Below are 18,859 nucleotides of genomic sequence, written 5' to 3'. Positions count from 1 at the left end.
CCTAGAACAGCCCTCCGGCCGCTGCGACGGAGTCTCGCTCCGGCCGCAGCAGCACCTCGCTGCCGATCGGCATGAACCCGCAGGCCAGGAACGCGCGCAGCGAGCGGGCATTCCCCGGCGTGACGGCGGCGAACACCGGCTCGCCGGCCGGCACCAGCGCCAGCGCGTCGGCCAGCAGCGACCGGCCGCCCCCGCGCCCCTCCGACCCCGCCGGCACCTCGACCGACAGCTCACGCCGTCCGGCCGGCCCGCGCCCGAGCGTGACCAGCCCGCGCTCGTCGCCGAACACCTCGACCTCCCGGCGCAGCCCGCGCGCCCGGCGCACCCTGGCGTGCTCCTCCAGATCCGTGCGGCGGGGAACGACGGCGTCAGCCTCGGCGCCGCCGTGGTCACCCGCCCCCGACGCCACGAGCAGCAGGTCCAGCTCGCCGATCCAGCCGCCCGGCCCGGCCAGCCAGCGCAGGAAGTCCGGCGCCATCGCCCCGCCGAACCCGTCCGGCCCGCGCCCGAGCACGGAACCCGCCGGCAGCGCCGTCGACACCACCGCGTGCCCGGTGAACGCCGTCGCGCACTCCAGCCCGCCGCCCAGCCCGTCCTCCACCGGCGGCAGCACGTCGACCGCGCCGTCGACCGGCGGGAACCGGCCCGCGGCGGCGTCGAGCAACAGGGCCAGCAGTGGATGTGGTGTCATGGCGGTTGACGCTAACGCCAGAGGAGTGGTGCACCGTGCACGGACCCGACCTGCTGATCGACGCCTTCGGCCGCATCCGCGACCGCGTCAACGCGACGGTCGACGGGCTCACGCCGAGCCAGCTCGCCCACCGCGTCGACCCCGGCGCCAACTCGATCGCCTGGCTGGTCTGGCACCTCACCCGCATCCAGGACGACCACATCGCGCACGTCGCGGGGATCGACCAGGTGTGGACGTCAGGCAACTGGAACGACCGGTTCGGGCTGCCGTTCCCCGACGACGCCACCGGCTACGGGCACACCAGCGAGGACGTCGCCGCGGTGAAGATCGACGACCCCGCGCTGCTGATCGGCTACCACGCCGCCACGCACGAGATCACCGAGGGCTTCCTGCGCGAGCTCGACGACGAGACCCTCGGCCGCGTCGTCGACGAGCGCTACGACCCGCCGGTGACCATGGGCGTCCGGCTGGTCAGCGTCATCGGCGACAACTACCAGCACATCGGCCAGGCGGCCTTCGTGCGCGGCATCGTGCTGCGCGGCTAGTCCTCGAAGGTGTTGAGCATCGAGTGGGCCGCCCGCTCGAGGTAGTCCCACAGGGTGGTGCGGTAGACCGGCGGCAGGTCGAGCTCGTCGACGGCCACGCGCATGTGCGTCAGCCAGGCGTCGCGCGCCGCCGGGCCGACCTTGAACGGGGCGTGACGCATGCGCAGGCGGGGGTGTCCGCGCTGGTCGGAGTACGTGGTCGGGCCGCCCCAGTACTGCTCGAGGAACATCAGCAGCCGCTGCTCCGCCGGGCCGAGGTCCTCTTCGGGGTACATCGGCTTCAGCAGTGGGTCGGTGGCGACGCCCTCGTAGAAGCGGTGCACGAGCTTCACGAACGTCTCGTGCCCGCCGACGGCGTCGTAGAAGTTGTCCAGGCGCGTGGTCACCCCACCATCGTCGTCGTCGAGCGGGCCGAGATGCAAAGTGCCCCTGACCACACGGCGGCGGAGCGGACAGGGAAGGATGGTCGGCGGTCACACACGTCGCATGGGAGGACACGTTCATGGCAACCACCCGTACCGCCACCACGCGCTGGGAAGGCTCGCTGTTCGAGGGGGCCGGCCGCGTCTCGCTCGACTCGTCGGGCATCGGCACCTACGACGTCACGTGGGCCTCGCGCGCGGAGACGCCTGACGGCAAGACGTCGCCCGAGGAGCTCATCGCCGCGGCGCACTCGTCCTGCTTCTCCATGGCGTTCTCCAACGGCCTGGCGAAGGCGGGCACGCCGCCCACCTCGTTGGAGACCTCGGCGGACGTGACGTTCCAGCCCGGCGAGGGCATCACCGGCATCAAGATCACGGTGCGCGGTGTGGTGCCGGGCATCTCGAACGAGGACTTCGTCGCCGCGGCCGAGGACGCCAAGGCCAACTGCCCCGTCAGCAAGGCGCTGACCGGCACGACGATCACGCTCGACGCCGCGCTCGCGGACGCCTGACCGTCTTCTCATCGACGACGGCGGCAGCTTCCTGTTCCCCACGGGGTTCCGGAAGCTGCCGCCGTCGTCGCTGATCAGTAGTCGTCGCTCACAGCTCGTCGGTCGAGGTGGCCGGCGGCGGAGCGGCCGGTGGCGCGGCGGACGTGGCCGGCGGCGGGTTGGTGGGGTCGCTCGCGCCGGTGCCCGGACCTGCCGCGGGCGCCTCGGTGGCGACGGGGAGCGCCAGCCGTTCGGCGTCGAACCGGCTCTTGATGCGTTCGCGCAGCTCGCGCGCGACGCCCCACTGCTCGAGCGGCTTGGTCTTGACGACCACGCGGATGAGGACGCCGTCGGCCGTGAGGTCCTCGACGCCCCAGACCTCGGGCGGCTCGAGGATCAGCTCGCCCCACGTGTCGTCGGCGGCGAGGCCGTCGACCAGCTCCTGCAGCAGCCGGCGGGCCCGGGCGACGTCGACGTCGGCCGGGACGTGGACGTCGAGCAGCGCCCGCGACCAGCCGTAGGACGAGTTGCCGACCCGGACGACCTCGCCGTTGCGGACGTACCAGACGGTGCCGTCGACCGACCGCAGCCGCGTGATGCGCAGGCTGACGGCCTCGACCGTGCCGACGGCGTGACCCATGTCGATGACGTCGCCGACGCCGTACTGGTCCTCGAGCAGCATGGCAGCGCCGGCCAGGAAGTCCTTGACCAGGTTCTGCGCGCCGAAGCCGAGCGCCACGCCCAGGACACCGGCGGACGCCAGCACCGGGCCGACGGCGTAGCCGAGCATCTCGAGTGCCGTGACCGTGGCGATGGCGCTGATGGCGACCGTCGTGATGCTGCGCAGCACCGAGCCGATGGTCTCGGCCCGCAGCGCCCGCCGCTCGGAGTAGGCCCCGGCGCCGCCGAACACGATGCGGGCGGCCCGGGCGGATCCGAGGACGGCCTTGGGCGGCTCCTTCTCGACCGTGCGGCGGACCGTGCGGTTGATGACCTTGTGCGCGAGGTACCGGGCGACGATGGCGATGAGGACGAGCCCGGCCAGCCGCAGCGGCACGTCGAGCAGGACGTCGCGCCACCACTCCGACGAGTACTGCTCGGCTTCGGTGACGTCGGGCGCGGTGACGACCCCGGCCGCGCCGAGGACGCCCGCCGCGCCCAGCAGGCCGATGACAGGGATCACCGAGCCTCCAGACCCAACTGCGCGGCGAGGAACGCGAGCTGGTCGGCGCTGAGGTCGACGGTGCGCGAGACGGCCCGGGCGCCGTGCCCGACGTTGGCCTCGGCGCGCAGCAGGACCGGCCGCGTGGCGGGGTCGCCCGACGTGGCTGCCTGCAGCGCGGCGGCCATCTTGCGCGCGTGCAGCGTGTCGACGCGGCTGTCGCCGTCGAACACCGTGAACAGCACCGACGGGTACTCGACGCCGTCGTCGACGTGGTGGTACGGCGAGTAGCCGAGCAGCCAGCCCAGCTCGACGGGGTCGGCGGCCGTGCCGTACTCGTCATTCCAGGACTCGCCGAGGCCGAACTTCTCGTACCGGACCATGTCGAGCAGCGGGGCGGAGCAGACGACGGCGCGGTACAGCTCGGGTCGCTGCGTCAGCGCCGCGCCGACCAGCAGGCCGCCGTTGGAGCCGCCGAAGATCGCCAGCTGCTCACTGGTGGTCCAGCCCTCGGCAACCAGGTACTCGGCGGCCGCGTGGTAGTCGTCGAACACGTTCTGCTTGTGCTCGCGCATGCCGGCGCGGTGCCACTCCTCGCCCTCTTCGGAGCCACCGCGCAGGTTGGCGACCGCCCACACGCCGCCGGCCTCGACCCAGGCCAGGATGCTGGCGGAGTAGGCCGGGGTGAGCGCGATGTTGAAACCGCCGTAGCCGTAGAGGACGGTGGGCCGCGGGCCTTCAGCCGACCCCGTCGGCGACACGATGACCATGCGGACCTCGGTGCCGTCCTTGGAACGGTAGGTGACCTGCTGGGACCTGACGGCGGGGACGTCGACCATGCCGGGCGCGTCGGCCCAGGTGGACACCGTCCGCGACCGGGCGTCGTAGTGCAGGATGCGCACCGGGACCGTGTGGTCGGTGTAGGCGAACCAGGACTCGTGGCCGCCCTCGGGCCGCTCGGACAGCCCGCCGACGCTGCCGATGCCGGGCAGCTCGAGCGTGTGCAGGGCCTCGCCCGTGGCCAGGGAGTGCGCCGTCACCTCGCTGATGGCGTGCCGCGTGCGGGCCGCCAGCAGCACGGGGGCGTCGAGCTCGGTGCCGTCGAGCAGCGCGAAGTCCTCGAGCACGGCCTCGGGGTCCTCGGGCAGGAGGTCGCGCCAGTGCTCCGGCTGGGGCGTGGTGGGGTCGGTGACGGCGAGCCGGCCGCGCGGCGCGCCGAGGTCGGTCCACACGTACAGCCGGCCGTGGCGGCCCAGGTGCAGGCCGGTCTTGGCATCCTGGCCGACGACGACGGGGTCGAGCCGCGGGGCCGCGGGGTCGGCGCCGTCGAGGTCGGCGAGCCAGACGTCGTTACGCGGCGCCGTGCCCTGGGCGGCGCTGACCGTCAGCCAGCGGCCGTCGCGGCTGACCGAGACGCCGTAGTAGTTCGTCTTCTCCATGCCGTCGCCGAAGATCTCGACGTCGGTGGCGGGGTCGGAGCCGAGCCGGTGCAGGTAGACGCGCCGGTGGAACTGGTCCTCGCCCTCGGGGACGGCGTCCTTGGGCAGCCGGCGGACGTAGTAGAACGCCTCGCCGCCGGGCAGCCAGGCGACGGGGGAGTAGCGCGCGCGGTCGATGGGGCCGTCGACGACCTCGCCCGTGGCGACGTCGATGACCCGCAGCACGGACTCCTCGGTGCCGCCCTCGGAGAGCTGGTAGGCCAGCAGGTCGCCCTCTTTGGACGGCTGCCAGGCGTCGAGCGTGGTGGCGCCGGAGGGATCGACGGCGACGGGGTCGACGAGGACCCGCTCGGTGCCGCCGTCGCCGCCGGGGTCGGTGGTCAGCAGGGCGGCGTGCTCCTGGTCGGCCGTGCGCCGGGTGTGGAACACGCGGTCGCCGCGCCAGACCGGCGTGCCGACGGAGCCGGCCCGCAGCAGCTGGGTCAGCCGGTCGGCGAACGCCGGGCGCGTCGTCCAGCCGGCGCGGACCTCGTCGAACAGGGCGCGCTGCGCCTTGGACCACGTCTGCGTGACGGGGTCGTCCTCGGCCTCGAGCGCGCGGTACGGGTCGGGGACCGTGACGCCGTGCAGCACGTCGGCGTCGTCGCCGCGCGGGGCGGGGGGATATGCCGTCGGGTGCGGCTGCGGGGAGCCGGATGCGTCGAATGCCACGCCTCCGACCTTACTGACCCCCTCGGACCGGTTCTCGCCACATCGCCGTCAGCGAAGGGCCGCCCGGGAGCATGATCTCGCCGGTGGGGCGGAACCCGAACCGCTCGTAGATCTTCACGTTCTCCGGCGCCGACGACTCCAGGTACGCCGGCATCCCCTGCGCGTCGACCCGGGCCAGCCCGTCGCGCAGCAGCGCGCCACCCACACCCCGTCCGGGCACGGCCGCCCCGAGCGTCTGCAGGTACCAGTGCGGCGGCGCCGGCGGATGCGCGTCCTCGATGGCCCGGAACGCCCGCATCGCCTTCGGCAGCCCCCTCCCGAACGCGCGGAACAGGTACGGACTGTGGCGCAGCGTCGCCCAGAACCCGGGCTGGCCGGCGCCCGGCAGTCCCCACAGCGCGGCCCCCGCGATCTCGCCGTCGACGATGTCGACCCACGACCCGTGCGGGCTGAGCAGCGTCTCGAACGCGAACAGCGAGGTCAGCCTGTCCTTGTGGCGGTTACTGGGGACGATGGAGCGCATCATCGGGTCGCCGTCGAACGCCTCGGCCAGCACGCGCGCGACGACGCCGACGTCGGAGCGCAACGCCTGCCGCACGACGTGACGCGAAGCCTGCATCACTTGATCATGCGCCATGACGGGCCGGAGCGTCAGGGGTGGCCGAAGACATGATGGGTTGCGTAGGTTCGGACGCATGTCGGTGCCCGACGGCGGTGAGGTGACGGTGCGCGCGGCGTCGGCGGCCGATGCCGACGCGATCGCCGCGGTGCACGTGGCCGGCTGGCGGCGGGCGTTCGCCGGCGTCGTCGACGCCGGGTTCCTGGCCGAGCTGGACGTGGCGCGGCGGGCGGCCGGGTGGCGGCGCATGCTGTCCGAGCCGGCGCCACGGTCGACGGTGCTGGTCGCGGTCCGGTCGGGGGAGGTGGCCGGATTCTGCGCCGCGGGTGCGTCGCGGGATTCGGATTCGGTCGGGTCTTCGATCGGTTCGGTGGGCGAGGTCTACGCGATCTATGCCGATCCGTCGCAGCTGGGGACCGGCGTGGGGCGGGCGCTGATGACGACGGCGCTGGAGTTCCTCCGGGCCGAGGGGTTCACCCGGGCGACGCTGTGGACGCTGGAGGGGAACGCCCTGGGGCGGGCGTTCTACGACCGGTCCGGCTGGGTCCCGGACGGCGCGCGCCAGGAGGAGCAGGTCGGCCCCGACGTCCTGCCCGAGATCCGCTACGCCCGGACGTTGGTGGGGTGACCCCCCGTCCCCCTGCTGCCCATTCTCTTCGCCGGGGACGGGCGCCTCAAGCGGACTGACGGCGCTTCGCGCGGAGAGGACCGCTTGACCCGCCCGTCCCCGGCCTAAGAACGGGCAGCTATCAGGGGGACGGGGGGAGTCTGGCGACGGGTGGGGCGTCCTGGCGGGCCGGCTGTGGTTGGTCGTCTTCGAAGTCGGGCCGTGGTGCTGTCTGGAGGGACTTTTCCTCGCTATAGCGGGGAGAACTCCCTCCTGACGCGCGTCGTAGTCGCTGTTTCTGGGCCGCCCACCAGGCTTACCCGAGCCTCAACACGCCTGCAATCGTGTTGAGGCTCGGGTAAGCCTCATGATGTGGCCGATCCTTGATGATCATCGCTGTTCGCGATAGCTGCCGGGTTCTTGGCCGCGGGACCGCGGGTCAACCCTTCTGGGCGAGGCTCTGGAGTTGCCCGGTGTGGATCTCGCGCACCCATTCCCAGCCTTCCCTGACCGATGGGCCGATCCGCGGGTCGTCGCCACCGCCGCCGCCACGCAGGGCCTCCACGTAGGCGCGGTCGAGGTCGATCCGGGCGCGGAACTCCTCGGCTCCGCCGACGGACCCGTGACCCGGGACGACGGCGGCGACGCCATCCGCCACGCCCTCGAACAGGTCCAGTGTGGCGAGGTAGTCGCCGATCGGGTCGGCGGTGCTGACGTCGAGCATCGGGACGAAGACGTCGGAGAGCATGTCCCCGGCGGCGAGGACCCCGCTCTCCTCGACCAGCAGTGCCGCGTGGCCCGGGGCATGCGCGTCGTGCTCGATGATCCTGACCGCGGGGCCGTCCCAGGGAACCCGCGTGGTGCCGGCCGGCAGGGCGGTGATGATGCCGTACAGGTCGAGCGGTGTCTCGTCGGCGATCTCCTCCGGCAGCCCCTCGGTGACCCGGGCCCTCCAGTCCACACCCGACCGGACCTCGCGCATGAAGGCCGCGCAGCGCTCGGTGCCATAACGGGGCGCGTCGCCGAGGTCGGGGTGCCAGAGCACGTGGTCCCAGTCGGCGTGCGTCGAGAAGCCTGCCACGACGGGCTGGCCCAGCTCGCGAAGGTCGTTGGCCAGGCACGCCATCTCGGCGCCCGTGATGCCGGCGTCGATGAGCAACACGCCGGCCCGGCCCTGCACGACCACGGCATTGTTCTCGAGCAACTCGCTCTGGTGGTTCAGCACGCCTTCCGCGACCTGCGTCAACACGGCCGGCTCCCTTCTGCTTGTGATTTGCAACCGCTTGGCGGAGACCGTAGTGCCAGGCGGTGTGGATCGCAAGCATCGACTTGACACCTATCGAACACGTGTTCGACGATGAGTGGGTGACGGTTCTGAGGCGCGAGCAGGCCGAAGCGGTGCTGGCCAGAGCGGGCGTCGCCGTCCAGCCGGTCGAGCTGGTCACGGTACTGCCGGCCCTGCGCACGCTGCTCGGCGGACTGCGACGGGGGCAGGTGGTGGCGGTCGACGCCGCCGGTGTGCTGCCGCTGGCGCTCCTGGCCGGGGCGACGGCGGCAGGGTCGTGGTCCGCGGTGGTCGGACTGTCCCAGTTCGGGGTGCTGGCCGCCTCCGACCTCGGTGCCGACCTCGACCGCGTCGTGCTGGTCGAGGACCCCGGCGACCAGTGGGCCGAGGTGGTGGCGGTGCTGCTGACCTCGGTCGAGCTGGTCCTCGTGCAGCCGCCGGTGCAGGTCGGCGGCCAGTTGGCGCGGCGGCTCGTGGCGCTGGCGCGACGGCACGGATCGGCGCTGGTCTGCGTCGGCGACTGGGAGGGCGCCCAGACCCGGCTGCGCATCGCGTCGTCGCTGTGGGTGGGGGCCGGCCAGGGCGACGGTCACCTGCGCGGCCGGCGGGTCAAGGTCGAGGCGTCCGGGCGCGGGTCCGGGGCCCGGCCGCGGTCCGCCTGGTTGTGGTTGCCGGGCCCCGACGGCACGGTGAGTGGTGCGGACCTCGAAGCCTTGGAAGCAGGATGAGCGGGCGGCGGGTGCTGGTCGTGTGGTGTCCGGACTGGCCGGTGGTCGCGGCGATGAGTGACGAGACCGACCCCACCACACCGGTGACCAGCGCGCCCACTGCGGTGTTGGCGGCGAATGCCGTCGTCGCCTGTAATGAGGCGGCCCGGGCCGAGGGGGTCCGCCGGGGCATGCGCCGCCGCGACGCGCAGTCGCGCTGCCCCGAGCTCCGGCTCGTCGAGCACAATCCCGATCGCGATGCCCGGGCGTTCGAGCCGGTGGTGGTCGCGGTCGAGGAGCTGCGGCCGGGCGTCGCGCCGTTGCGGCCGGGGCTGCTGGCGGTGTACGCGCCGGGCCGGTTCTACGGCGGCGAGTCGTCGGCCGGGGCGCTGATCGCCGAACAGCTGGTCCGGGTCGGCGTGTGGGACTGCCGCATCGGCATCGCCGACGACCTCTTCACCGCCGAGCAGGCGGCCCGGCAGGCACACCCGCAGGACACCGTCGTCGTCGAGGCGGGCGGGTCGGCGGCGTTCCTGCGCGAGCTGCCGGTCAGCGTCATCGACGACGCCGAGGTGGCCGGCCTGCTGCGACGGCTGGGGCTGCGCACGCTCGGCGAGTTCGCGCAGCTCGACGGCAGCGACGTCCAGGCAAGGTTCGGCGGCTACGGCGCCAAGGTCCACCGGCTGGCCCGCGGCGAGGACGACGCCCTGCTGGGTGCTCGCCGGCCGCCGCCCGACCTCGAGTGCCAGATCCGGTTCGAGCCGCCGCTCGACACCGCCGAGGCCGTCGGCTTCAGCGTCCGCCAGACCGCCGAGCGGTTCGTCGCCCAGCTCGCCGCGCGTGGCCTGGTCTGCACCGAGGTGCTCATCGAGGCCGAGTGCGACCACGAGATCGCCTCGTCGCGGGTGTGGGCGCACTCGCGCTGGTTCGGCGCCTCCGACCTCGTCGACCGCGTCCACTGGCAGCTCCGGGGACAGCTGCGGAACACCATGGGGGTCGGCAAGCCGGTCGAGCTGGTCCGGTTCGTCCCCGACACCGTCGAGCCGACCGCCGCCCACGCCGCCGGGCTGTGGGGCGGCGGCACCGACGAGCGCGTCGAGCGGGCGGTCGCGCGGGTCCAGGGCATGCTCGGGCACCAGGCGGTCACCGTCCCGGCGGTGCAGGGCGGCCGCGCGCCGGCCGACCGGCAGGCGTTCGTCCCGTGGGGCGAGCGGCCGGTGGGGCTGCGCCCGGCCGAGCTGCCGTGGCCTGGCAGCCTTCCGCCGCCGGCGCCGGCCCGCATCTACACCGAGCCGCGCCCGGTCGCCGTCGTCGACCAGCGGGGGAAGCTCGTGTGGGTCAGCGAGCGCGGCGTCGTCAGCGCGCCTCCCACCCATTTCCGGACGAGCGACGACGGCGGCAACGGCGGCTCCCCCGGGTGGCAGCCCATCTCCGCGTGGGCCGGGCCGTGGCCGGTCGACGAGCTGTGGTGGGAGAACCCCGCCAGCTGGGTGGCCCGCTTCCAGATCGTCGGCGTCGACGGCCGCGCCTGGCTGATGACCTGCGCCGACGACGGCTGGTACATCGAGGCCGCCTATGACTGAGAACGAGGGGGCGTAGAGCAGTGGGCTGGAACAACCCGCCGATGTCCTGGGGCGAGCTGGAGCGCCGGCTCTCCGACCGCCCGACGGTGCCGCCCGAGGACGGCCCGGGGTCGCGCAAGCGCAAGCCGTACAAGCCGAAGGCCGAGGTGCGCCCTCCCGACGGTCCCGTCACGCCGTACGCCGAGCTGCACGCGCACAGCAACTTCAGCTTCCTCGACGGCGCCAGCGGCCCGGACCGCCTGGTCGAGGCCGCCATCGAGCTGGGGCTGCACGGGCTGGCGCTGACCGACCACGACGGCTTCTACGGCGCGCCGCTGTTCGCCGAGATCGCCCAGAAGTACACCGCCGCGAACCTCTCCACCGTCTACGGCGCCGAGCTGTCGCTGGGCCTCGACGCGCCGCAGAACGGCGTGCCCGACCCCCGCGGCAGCCACCTGCTGGTGCTGGCCAGGGGCGTCGAGGGCTACCACCGCTTGGCCGCCGCCATCACCGAGGCGCAGCTGCGCGGCGACGAGAAGGGCAAGCCCGAGTACGACCTCGACGAGCTGGTGGGGTTCGGGCGCGACCACTGGCTGGTGCTCACCGGCTGCCGCAAGGGCGCCGTCCGCGCCGCCCTGGCCGGCGGCGGGACCACGGGCGGACCGGCAGCTGCCGCCGTCGAGCTGGACCGCCTCACCGCGATGTTCGGCGCGGGCAACGTCGCCGTCGAGCTGTACGACCACGGCCATCCCAGCGACGACGACGTCAACCGGGTGCTGGCCGGGCTGGCCGCCGACCGCGGGCTGCCCGTCGTCGCCACCAACAACGTCCACTACGCCGACCCGTCCGACCACCGGCTGGCCGCGGCCATGGCGGCGGTGCGGGCGCGGCGCAGCCTGGCCGAGATGAACGGCTGGCTGCCCGCCTGGGGCGCGGCCGGCCTGCGCACCGGCGAGGAGATGGCCAGAAAGTTCGCCGCCTACCCCGGCGCCGTCGCACGCTCCGTCGAGCTCGCCGACGAGCTGGCGTTCGACCTGCACAAGGCCAGTCCGCGACTTCCGAAGGAGCACATCCCTGACGGCCACACGGCCATGAGCTGGCTGCGGATCCTGGTCGACCGCGGCTTCCAGCACTACTACCGCGACAAGCCGCACGAGCGCGAGGCGCGTGAGCGCGTGGAGTACGAGCTGAAGATCATCGACCAGAAGGACTTCGCCGGCTACTTCGTCATCGTCCACGACATCGTCGCGTTCGCCCACGACGAGGGCATCCTCTGCCAGGGCCGGGGTTCGGCGGCCAGCTCGGCGGTCTGTTACGCGCTCGGCGTCACCGCCATCGACCCCGTCTTCCACCATCTGCCGTTCGAGCGGTTCATCTCCGTCAACCGCGACGAAGAGCCCGACATCGACGTCGACTTCGACTCCGACCGGCGCGAAGAGGTCATCCAGTGGGTCTATCGCCGCTACGGCCGCCGCAACGCCGCCCAGGTCGCCAACGTCATCAGCTACCGCCCCAAGATGGCCGTCCGCGACGCCGCCAAGGCGCTGGGCTACTCACCCGGGCAGCAGGACGCCTGGTCCAAACAGACCGACAGCTGGAGCACCGTGGCCGAGGGCGGCGACGGCGGGCACGACATCCCCGGCCCGGTGGTCGACCTCGCCAACCAGCTCATGCGGGCGCCGCGGCACCTGGGCATCCACTCCGGCGGGATGGTCCTCACCGAGCGGCCCATCGCCGAGGTGTGTCCCATCGAACCGGCCCGCATGGACAAGCGCACCGTCCTGCAGTGGGACAAGGACGCCTGCGAGTCGATGGGCCTGGTCAAGTTCGACCTGCTCGGGCTGGGCATGCTGAGCGCCATCGACCACGCGTTCAGCATGGTGGCCGGGCACCTCGGCGAGGCGTGGCGGCTGCAGAGCGTTCCCGAAGAGGAGCCGGCCGTCTACGACATGCTCTGCCGGGCCGACTCCATCGGCGTCTTCCAGGTCGAGAGCCGGGCCCAGATCGGCACCCTGCCCCGGCTGCGGCCGCGCAAGTTCTACGACCTCGCCATCGAGATCGCGCTGATCCGCCCCGGCCCGATCCAGGGCGGCGCCGTCCACCCCTACATCCGTCGCGCCACCGGTCAGGAGGAGGTCAGCTACGTCCACGACGACCTCATCCCGGTGCTCGAGCGGACCCTGGGTGTCCCGCTGTTCCAGGAGCAGCTCATGCAGATGGCCATCGCCGTCGGCGACTGCACGGCCGACGACGCCGACCTGCTGCGCCGCGCCATGGGCTCCAAGCGCGGCATCGAGCGCATCGAGAGCATCAAGGAGAAGTTGTACGTGGGCATGGCCAAACGGGGCCTCACCGGCGCCGTCGCCGACCAGCTCTACACCAAGATCCTCTCGTTCGCGAACTTCGGGTTCGCCGAGAGCCACGCGCTCAGCTTCGCCAAGCTCGTCTACGTCAGCTCCTGGCTCAAGCTGCACTACCCGGCGGCGTTCCTGGCGGCGCTGCTGCGGGCGCAGCCCATGGGCTTCTACTCCGCGCAGTCGCTGGTCGGCGACTCCCGGCGGCACGGCGTCACCGTCCTGCGCCCCGACATCCAGCACTCGCGCGCCGTCGCCGACCTCGAGCTCGAGCCCGGCGGCGAGCCGCGCGCCACCGGCCGCGACGACTGCCTGCGCCCGCTGCACGCGATCACCGACTGGGTGCCCGGCACGCCCGACCCCACGCCGGAGCACCGCCGCGACACCGGCTACGCCGTCCGGCTCGGCCTCGACTACGTCCGCGGCATCGGCAAGCCCGTCGCCGAGCGCATCGTCGCCGCCCGCGAGGAGCGGCCGTTCACCAGCACCACCGACGTGTCACGGCGGGCCGGCCTCGACGCCCGCCAGATGGAGGCGCTGGCCACGGCGGGCGCGTTCGACGGGTTCGGGCTCACCCGCCGCGAGGCGCTCTGGAACGCCGGCTACACCGAGACCGAGCTGCAGCTCGAGGCCGTCACCGCCGCCCCGGCCCCACCGCCGCTGCCGGGCATGAACGACGTCGAGCTCACCCTGGCCGACCTGTGGGCCACGTCCATCTCGCCGTCGGACCACCCGCTCACCCACCTGCGAGCACTGCTGCGCCGCGAGGGGATCCTGTCCATCGAGGACCTCCAGACCGCGGAGTCCGGCCGCCGGCTCACCGTCGCCGGCCTGGTCACGCACCGGCAGCGGCCCGGCACCGCGGGCGGCGTCACGTTCCTCAACCTCGAGGACGAGACCGGCATGCTCAACGTCGTCTGCGCCGTGGGCCTCTGGCAGCGGCACCGGCGCATCGCCCGCAACGCCGCCTGCATGATCGTCCGCGGCATCCTCGAGCGCAACGACGGCGTCACCAACCTCATCGCCGACAAGCTCGCCTCCCTCGACGACGTCCACCCCGAGGCCGCCCGCGCCCTGCACACCCGGCACCGCTCCCGCGACTTCCATTGACGACGGCGTCAGCTGCGGCCGGGTAGCGTCGTGGGGTGCCGACCTACCGCGCCGACGACGACACGCCCCTGCACTACGAGGAACTGGCCGGACCGGACGCCGTCGGCCCACCGGTCGTCGTCCTGGCGGGAGGGGCGGCGCGGCACCCCGTCTACCTGGGCGATCTGGCCGGGCTGGCCGAGCGGCATCCCCTGGTGGTCCCGCACCTGCGCGGCATCGGCTCGTCACCGGCGCCGGTGGAGCCGGAAGCGGGCTCGTACTGGCGGCAGGCGGACGACCTCGAGGCGCTGCGACGGCACCTCGGGCAGGACCGCCTGATCGTCGCCGGGCACTCGGCCGGCACCCGGCTCGCCGTCGCGTACGCCGTGCGGCACCCGGACCGGGTGGCCGCGCTCGTGCTGGTCACACCGCCGTCCGTCCACCTCGTCGACGCCGCACCGGACGCGGAGCAGATCGCCGGGCGCCTCGGCACGACGGAGCCCGCGTTCGCCGAGGCGTGGGCGGCGCTGGCCGCCGGGCCCGACGTCCTCGACGACGAGGGCTTCAACGACTGGCAGCGCCGGGTCGCGCCGTCCAGCTACGCGCACTGGGGCCCGGCCGAGCGCGAGCACGCGAGCGTCGGCCGGTACGGCCTGCCCGCGAACCGCGCCTACTTCAGCGTCGACCCGCCCGCAGATCTCGCGGACCGCGTGCGTGCCGTGGCCGCGCCCGTCCTCGTGGTCGCCGGCGCCGACGACGCGATGACCGGCCTGGCGCCCGTCGTCGCGCTGGCCGGGCTGTTCCCGGCCGGCCGGGTCGCCGTCGTCGACGACTGCGGGCACTACCCGTGGGTCGAGCAGCCGGCCTCGTTCCGGGCTGCCGTCGACGCCTTCCTGGACGAGGTCGTCGAGGTCCCGCTGCTCGGCGGCGACGTCAGCGAGGGCGTCGTGCGGGTGGGCGCGACCGTCCGCCGCCACCCGGTCGAGGGAGCTGCCGCCGTCCACGCCTACCTACGGCATCTCGAGCGCGCCGGGTTCGAGCACGCGCCCCGCTTCCTCGGCCTCGACGACCGCGGCCGCGAGATCCTCACCTTCCTCGACGGCGAGATGGGCGGCCGGCCGCTCGCGCCGTGGGCGGTCACGGAGGACGCGCTGCGCGAGATCGCCGTCATCCAGCGCCGGCTGCACGACCGCTCCGCAGACGTCTCGCTGCCCGACGGCGTGAGCTGGCCGCCGCCGCTCGAGCTGCCCGGCGTGCCGTCCCTGTTCGGGCCCGGCGACGCCGACATCGTCGGGCACAACGACATCACCTTCGAGAACACGATCTTCGTCGACGGCCGGCCGGTCGGGATCATCGACTTCGACCTCGCCGGACCGACGACCCGGGTGCTCGACGTCGTCACGACGCTGCGGTACTGGGCGCCGCTCACCGCCCCCGCCGACCGCGACCCCGCCCTGCGCGACGCCGACGCGGGCCGGCGGATGCGGATCTTCGCCGACGCCTACGGGCTGGACTCGCGGCAGCGGGGGGAACTGCTCGACGTCGCCGACCGCCGGTTCACCCGTGCCTGGCACGCCATGAAGTACCGCGCCGAGACCGACGGCGGCGGCTGGGCGCGCATGTGGGCCGACGGCGCCGGCGACCTGATCCGGCGCAGCCAGGCCTGGTTCCGGACCGAACGGGCCTCACTGGAGGCGGCACTGACCGGCAGCTGACCCCGTCGCGGCGGGCAGCGTCAGCACAGGACCTCCGCACCGGTGCGGTGCAGGTAGCCGCAGATCAGGGCGAGGTCCCACTCGAGCTGCGTGATCCGCTCGGCGAAGTTCTCCGCCGGCCAGTCCGGGGCATCGAAGCCGAGCTGCGCCTCGATCTCCTCCAGCCGCGTCGCGTCGTCGACGTCGCGCCGGGCCGCGGCGGCCGCCGTCAGCGCCTGCAGCTCCCCGACGGTCGCCTCGAGCTCGTCGATCCGCTCGCCCTGCCGCTGCAGCGCCACCCCGCCCAGGCCGACGACGGCCAGCAGGACGAGCCCCAGCGCGATCAGCGCTATCCGATTCATGGTCGCCCCCCGCGCGTCGGGTGCGTGTGTTCCGCACGCTACGCCCGTTCCGTCGGCCGCCGAATGTTGACCATGGAGAAGGTCGCCTTCCGAGCGCCTGGAGACCAGACCTTCTCCATGATCAACAAGCATCGATCCCGAGTTCGGGATCGGACCACACGCCGTCGCCGTCTAGAGTTCGGGCGGTGAGGATCGTCATCGCCCGTTGCCAGGTCGACTACGCAGGCCGGCTGACCGCCCACCTCCCGCTCGCCACCCGCGTCATCATGGTGAAGGCCGACGGCAGTGTGCTCGTGCACTCCGACGGCGGCTCGTACAAGCCGCTGAACTGGATGAGCCCGCCGTGCACGCTGACGGTGGGCGACCCGGGAACGCCGGCCGACGGCGAGGTGGCCGACGGCGTCACCGCGGTCTGGACGGTCCAGAACGGCAAGACCGACGACCGCCTGGTCATCAGCCTGCACGAGGTCCTGCACGACTCCTCGCACGACCTCGGCGTCGACCCGGGGCTGGTCAAGGACGGCGTCGAGGCGCACCTGCAGGTGCTGCTGGCCGAGCAGGTCGAGACGTTCGGCGCGGGCTGGCGGCTGGTGCGCCGCGAGTACCCGACGCCCATCGGCCCTGTCGACCTGCTGTGCCGCGACGGCGAAGGGGCCGCCGTCGCCGTCGAGGTGAAGCGGCGGGGCGAGATCGACGGCGTCGAGCAGCTCACGCGCTACCTCGACCTGCTCAACCGCGACCCGCTGCTGGCGCCGGTGCGTGGCGTGTTCGCGGCGCAGGAGATCAAGCCGCAGGCCCGCACGCTCGCCGTCGACCGCGGCATCACCTGCGTCACCGTCGACTACGACGCCCTCCGCGGCGTCGACGACCCCACCACGCGCCTGTTCTGAGCGCCGTCAGGTGGCGCCCAAGAAGTTCTCGGCGCCCTGGTAGCCGCTGTTCCACGACTCGTTGCCGGCATCGGCGGGGCCGTTGAGCGCGGGCACCCCGTTGACCCACTCGTAGAAGTCCTTGCGGGTGGCGTCGTCGGCGAAGATGTCCTCGATGGGCCGGAGCCGCCCGTTCTCCAGCAGCGACGACGGCGCCTCCTTCACCTGCTCCGGTGTCAGCACCCCGTTGTCGACCAACTGCTGAACGCTGGCGTACCAGCGCAGGTCGTTGGCCTGCCGCTGCTCGGCCTGGATCTTGGCCTCCTCGCTGTCGGAGTCGGCCTGCCAGGCGCCGAGGCCGAGGTTGATCCCCTTCTGAACGGCCCACCACGTCAGGTGCGGCATGCCCGGGATCAGCCCGAGCCCGTCGGAGACGTAAGTGGACAAGGCCTGCTTCCGGGCCTGCTCCTGGGCGTCGAAGTCCTCGGCGAACTCGCGCCGGGCCTCGTAGTGCAGGGCGCCGAGCGAACCGAACAGCGACAGCAGCGACTGGTACCGCTCGCCGCCGCCGTTCGCCGGGTCGGCCCGGATCGCACCACCGAGCTGCTGGTCCATGTACACGCCCATGGCCTCGTCGAACGGCGCGGAGTACTCGAGCTGGTCCTGGAAGCCGCCGAGGAACCGGTAGACGGCGCGCGGGCTGAGGTAGAAGTCCGGGCTCAGCCCGGTGCCCTGCGGGAAGTCCTGTGGGACGTCGGTCATCGACGAGCCGCGGTCGCCCATCATCTCGCCGCCGTCGATGTAGGAACCGGCCAGCATCTCGTCGACGTAGGCGGCGGCGACCCGGGCTGTGGTGCCCTTGATCGTCGGCGGGATCTCCTCGTGGTCGGCCGAGCCGGTGATGAACTCGAACGCCAGCGCCGCCTGCTCCGGCGTGTGCTCGGTGTTCGGCGGGTCGCCCTGCGAGCCGGTGCCGGCCTCGATGGCCAGGCCGAACGTGTCGGCCAGGTCGGCGCGCTGGGCGGGGTCGCCGGCGGCCGCGTAGACCCGGTGCGTCATCTCCTTGGCGGAGATGTCCTGCTCGGTCAGCACCTTCGTGGCCAGCGTGGGGTAGCGGCTGAGCGTGCCGAAGGCGAGCGCCGCGATGTCGCCTGTCAGCCCGACGGCGGTGTCGCCGTCGCCGAGCGACTGGGCGGAGATGTTGCTGGGGTCGGCCCAGTCCTCGGCGGAGAAGGCGTCGAGTGCCGTCCCGTTCACCGTCTGCTCCACGAACGGCTGCGAGCCGGAGAAGTCGCCGTACTGCAGCAGCGCCAGCCGGCCCCATGCGACCTGCGGATCGTCGGTCGCCTGACCGAACCCGGCGGTCAGCTCGCTCAGGCCGTCGGGCGGCGTCTCGTCCATGAGCGCCGTGCCGAGGCCGACGCTGAGCAGCTCGAGATACTGCTGCGCGTTCTCGCCGACGCCGGCCTCCGGCATGCCCATGGCCGCGGCGAGCCGGGCCGCCATCTCCGGTCCGAGCTCGGCGTAGAAGCCGGCCATCGCGTCCGGGTCGTGCGCGATCTCCGCGAAGTCCTCCATCAGGCCGGAGATGTCGCCGTCGACCCCGCCCGCGTCCTTGAACTGGATCGCGAGGTCGCGGCCCTGCCGCTCGGCGAGCGCGGGGTCCAGCACCATCAGGTCCTCGTCGACCTGGACCATCGGCGCGCCGGGCTGCTGCTGGCTCTGCATCGCCCGGGCCAGGCCGAGGCGGCGCTGGCTCTCCTGCAGCGCGGTGCCGACCCACTCCTGGACGACCTCGAGGTCCTGGAAGCCGGTCGACGACAGGCCGAGCGTGCGCATGTCGGCGCGGACCGAGCGCTCCGCCGTCTGCCCGAGGAAGTCGTCGATCTCGCGGTGGGCGATCTGCAGCTTGGCCACGAGGTCCTCGAGGCCGGTCACCGAGACCGAGGAGAAGCTCATGCCGGCGGCTCCTCGGCCGGGGCGGCGGTCACCGCGGCGTCGATGTCGCCGTCGATGGTGTCGGCGCCGCGCTGCAGGATGCCCTTGTGGATCTCCATCGACGTGCCGAAGCCGTCGGCCCGGGTGCCGGTCCACGCCTCGCCGGACGCCATGATCGACAGCGGTGCGTCGAGGGCGGCCTTGAGGTCGTCGATGATCCTCCCGACCTGGATCTGCAGCCGCTCGAGGTCGGCGCGCGTGGTGTCGTTCACAACCAGGCACTGAACACCGAGGTGGATTCACATCGGCTTC

The 18,859-nt window shown here is 73.0% G+C and carries 17 protein-coding genes; 8 read left to right on the top strand and 9 right to left on the bottom strand.

Annotated elements, in window-relative coordinates:
* Position 1 precedes the first annotated feature (1 nt).
* Positions 2-691 carry a hypothetical protein gene (locus tag HD601_RS26360; RefSeq protein WP_184827001.1) on the bottom strand — a complete coding sequence of 230 codons (690 nt, stop codon included), beginning with the start codon at positions 689-691 and terminating at the stop codon, positions 2-4.
* A 35-nt stretch (positions 692-726) separates the two neighbouring features.
* Between HD601_RS26360 and HD601_RS26355 the strand changes: the two genes are divergently transcribed.
* On the top strand, positions 727-1,236 hold the full coding sequence (locus tag HD601_RS26355) for a mycothiol transferase (protein ID WP_184826999.1): 510 nt from the start codon (positions 727-729) through the stop codon (positions 1,234-1,236).
* Here the strand turns inward: HD601_RS26355 and HD601_RS26350 are convergent.
* Positions 1,233-1,658 carry a globin gene (locus tag HD601_RS26350; protein WP_425503490.1) on the bottom strand — a complete coding sequence of 142 codons (426 nt, stop codon included), beginning with the start codon at positions 1,656-1,658 and terminating at the stop codon, positions 1,233-1,235. The two genes, HD601_RS26355 and HD601_RS26350, sit on opposite strands and share 4 nt — an antisense overlap.
* 80 nt (positions 1,659-1,738) lie before the next feature.
* On the opposite strand from HD601_RS26350, the gene HD601_RS26345 reads away from it, so the two are divergent.
* On the top strand, positions 1,739-2,170 hold the full coding sequence (locus tag HD601_RS26345; RefSeq protein WP_184826997.1) for an OsmC family protein: 432 nt from the start codon (positions 1,739-1,741) through the stop codon (positions 2,168-2,170).
* An 88-nt stretch (positions 2,171-2,258) separates the two neighbouring features.
* Here the strand turns inward: HD601_RS26345 and HD601_RS34285 are convergent, their stop codons facing one another.
* Genes HD601_RS34285 through HD601_RS26330 form a run of 3 tightly spaced genes read right to left on the bottom strand, consistent with a single transcriptional unit; the run spans position 2,259 to position 6,080 of the window.
* Entirely contained in the window at positions 2,259-3,332 is a 1,074-nt protein-coding gene (locus HD601_RS34285) for a mechanosensitive ion channel domain-containing protein (RefSeq protein ID WP_184826995.1), read from the bottom strand.
* Positions 3,329-5,461 carry a prolyl oligopeptidase family serine peptidase gene (locus HD601_RS36045; protein WP_184826993.1) on the bottom strand — a complete coding sequence of 711 codons (2,133 nt, stop codon included), beginning with the start codon at positions 5,459-5,461 and terminating at the stop codon, positions 3,329-3,331. Before HD601_RS36045 ends, HD601_RS34285 begins: the two co-directional genes overlap by 4 nt.
* A 10-nt stretch (positions 5,462-5,471) precedes the next feature.
* Positions 5,472-6,080, bottom strand: a complete 609-nt coding sequence (locus tag HD601_RS26330) for a GNAT family N-acetyltransferase (RefSeq protein WP_184826991.1) — start codon at positions 6,078-6,080, stop codon at positions 5,472-5,474.
* A gap of 76 nt (positions 6,081-6,156) precedes the next feature.
* On the opposite strand from HD601_RS26330, the gene HD601_RS26325 reads away from it, so the two are divergent.
* Entirely contained in the window at positions 6,157-6,708 is a 552-nt protein-coding gene (locus HD601_RS26325) for a GNAT family N-acetyltransferase (protein ID WP_184826989.1), read from the top strand.
* 418 nt (positions 6,709-7,126) lie between these two features.
* On the opposite strand, the gene HD601_RS26320 is transcribed toward HD601_RS26325, so the two are convergent.
* Positions 7,127-7,936, bottom strand: a complete 810-nt coding sequence (locus HD601_RS26320; RefSeq protein WP_184826987.1) for an MBL fold metallo-hydrolase — start codon at positions 7,934-7,936, stop codon at positions 7,127-7,129.
* Between the two features lie 116 nt (positions 7,937-8,052).
* Between HD601_RS26320 and HD601_RS26315 the strand changes: the two genes are divergently transcribed.
* From HD601_RS26315 to HD601_RS26300, 4 genes are read left to right on the top strand one after another with little or no spacing between them, the layout of a single operon-like run.
* On the top strand, positions 8,053-8,700 hold the full coding sequence (locus HD601_RS26315; RefSeq protein ID WP_221441320.1) for a hypothetical protein: 648 nt from the start codon (positions 8,053-8,055) through the stop codon (positions 8,698-8,700).
* Between the two features lie 53 nt (positions 8,701-8,753).
* The gene (locus HD601_RS26310; protein ID WP_221441319.1) at positions 8,754-10,262 is read left to right on the top strand and encodes a DNA polymerase Y family protein; all 1,509 of its coding nucleotides are present in this window, start codon (positions 8,754-8,756) and stop codon (positions 10,260-10,262) included.
* Positions 10,263-10,282: 20 nt separating this feature from the next.
* Positions 10,283-13,705: an error-prone DNA polymerase gene (locus tag HD601_RS26305; RefSeq protein ID WP_184826983.1), complete on the top strand. Its 3,423-nt coding sequence runs from the start codon at positions 10,283-10,285 to the stop codon at positions 13,703-13,705.
* A gap of 35 nt (positions 13,706-13,740) precedes the next feature.
* Positions 13,741-15,399: an alpha/beta fold hydrolase gene (locus HD601_RS26300; protein ID WP_221441317.1), complete on the top strand. Its 1,659-nt coding sequence runs from the start codon at positions 13,741-13,743 to the stop codon at positions 15,397-15,399.
* Positions 15,400-15,419: 20 nt separating this feature from the next.
* On the opposite strand, the gene HD601_RS26295 is transcribed toward HD601_RS26300, so the two are convergent.
* Positions 15,420-15,740, bottom strand: coding sequence for a hypothetical protein (locus HD601_RS26295; RefSeq protein ID WP_184826981.1), 321 nt, complete (start codon positions 15,738-15,740; stop codon positions 15,420-15,422).
* 185 nt (positions 15,741-15,925) lie between these two features.
* Between HD601_RS26295 and nucS the strand changes: the two genes are divergently transcribed.
* Positions 15,926-16,630, top strand: a complete 705-nt coding sequence (gene nucS / locus HD601_RS26290; protein ID WP_184826979.1) for an endonuclease NucS — start codon at positions 15,926-15,928, stop codon at positions 16,628-16,630.
* 6 nt (positions 16,631-16,636) lie between these two features.
* On the opposite strand, the gene HD601_RS26285 is transcribed toward nucS, so the two are convergent.
* Together HD601_RS26285 and HD601_RS26280 are read right to left on the bottom strand one after the other, a co-directional pair.
* Positions 16,637-18,568 carry a hypothetical protein gene (locus HD601_RS26285; RefSeq protein WP_184826977.1) on the bottom strand — a complete coding sequence of 644 codons (1,932 nt, stop codon included), beginning with the start codon at positions 18,566-18,568 and terminating at the stop codon, positions 16,637-16,639.
* Positions 18,565-18,819, bottom strand: a complete 255-nt coding sequence (locus HD601_RS26280) for a hypothetical protein (RefSeq protein ID WP_184826975.1) — start codon at positions 18,817-18,819, stop codon at positions 18,565-18,567. Before HD601_RS26280 ends, HD601_RS26285 begins: the two co-directional genes overlap by 4 nt.
* Between the last annotated feature and the right edge of the window lie 40 nt (positions 18,820-18,859).

It is taken from the genome of Jiangella mangrovi, from assembly GCF_014204975.1.
In the GTDB taxonomy this organism is placed as follows: domain Bacteria; phylum Actinomycetota; class Actinomycetes; order Jiangellales; family Jiangellaceae; genus Jiangella; species Jiangella mangrovi.
The sequence above is the reverse complement of the archived record's forward strand: the minus strand, read 5'-3'. Positions and strand labels throughout refer to the sequence as shown.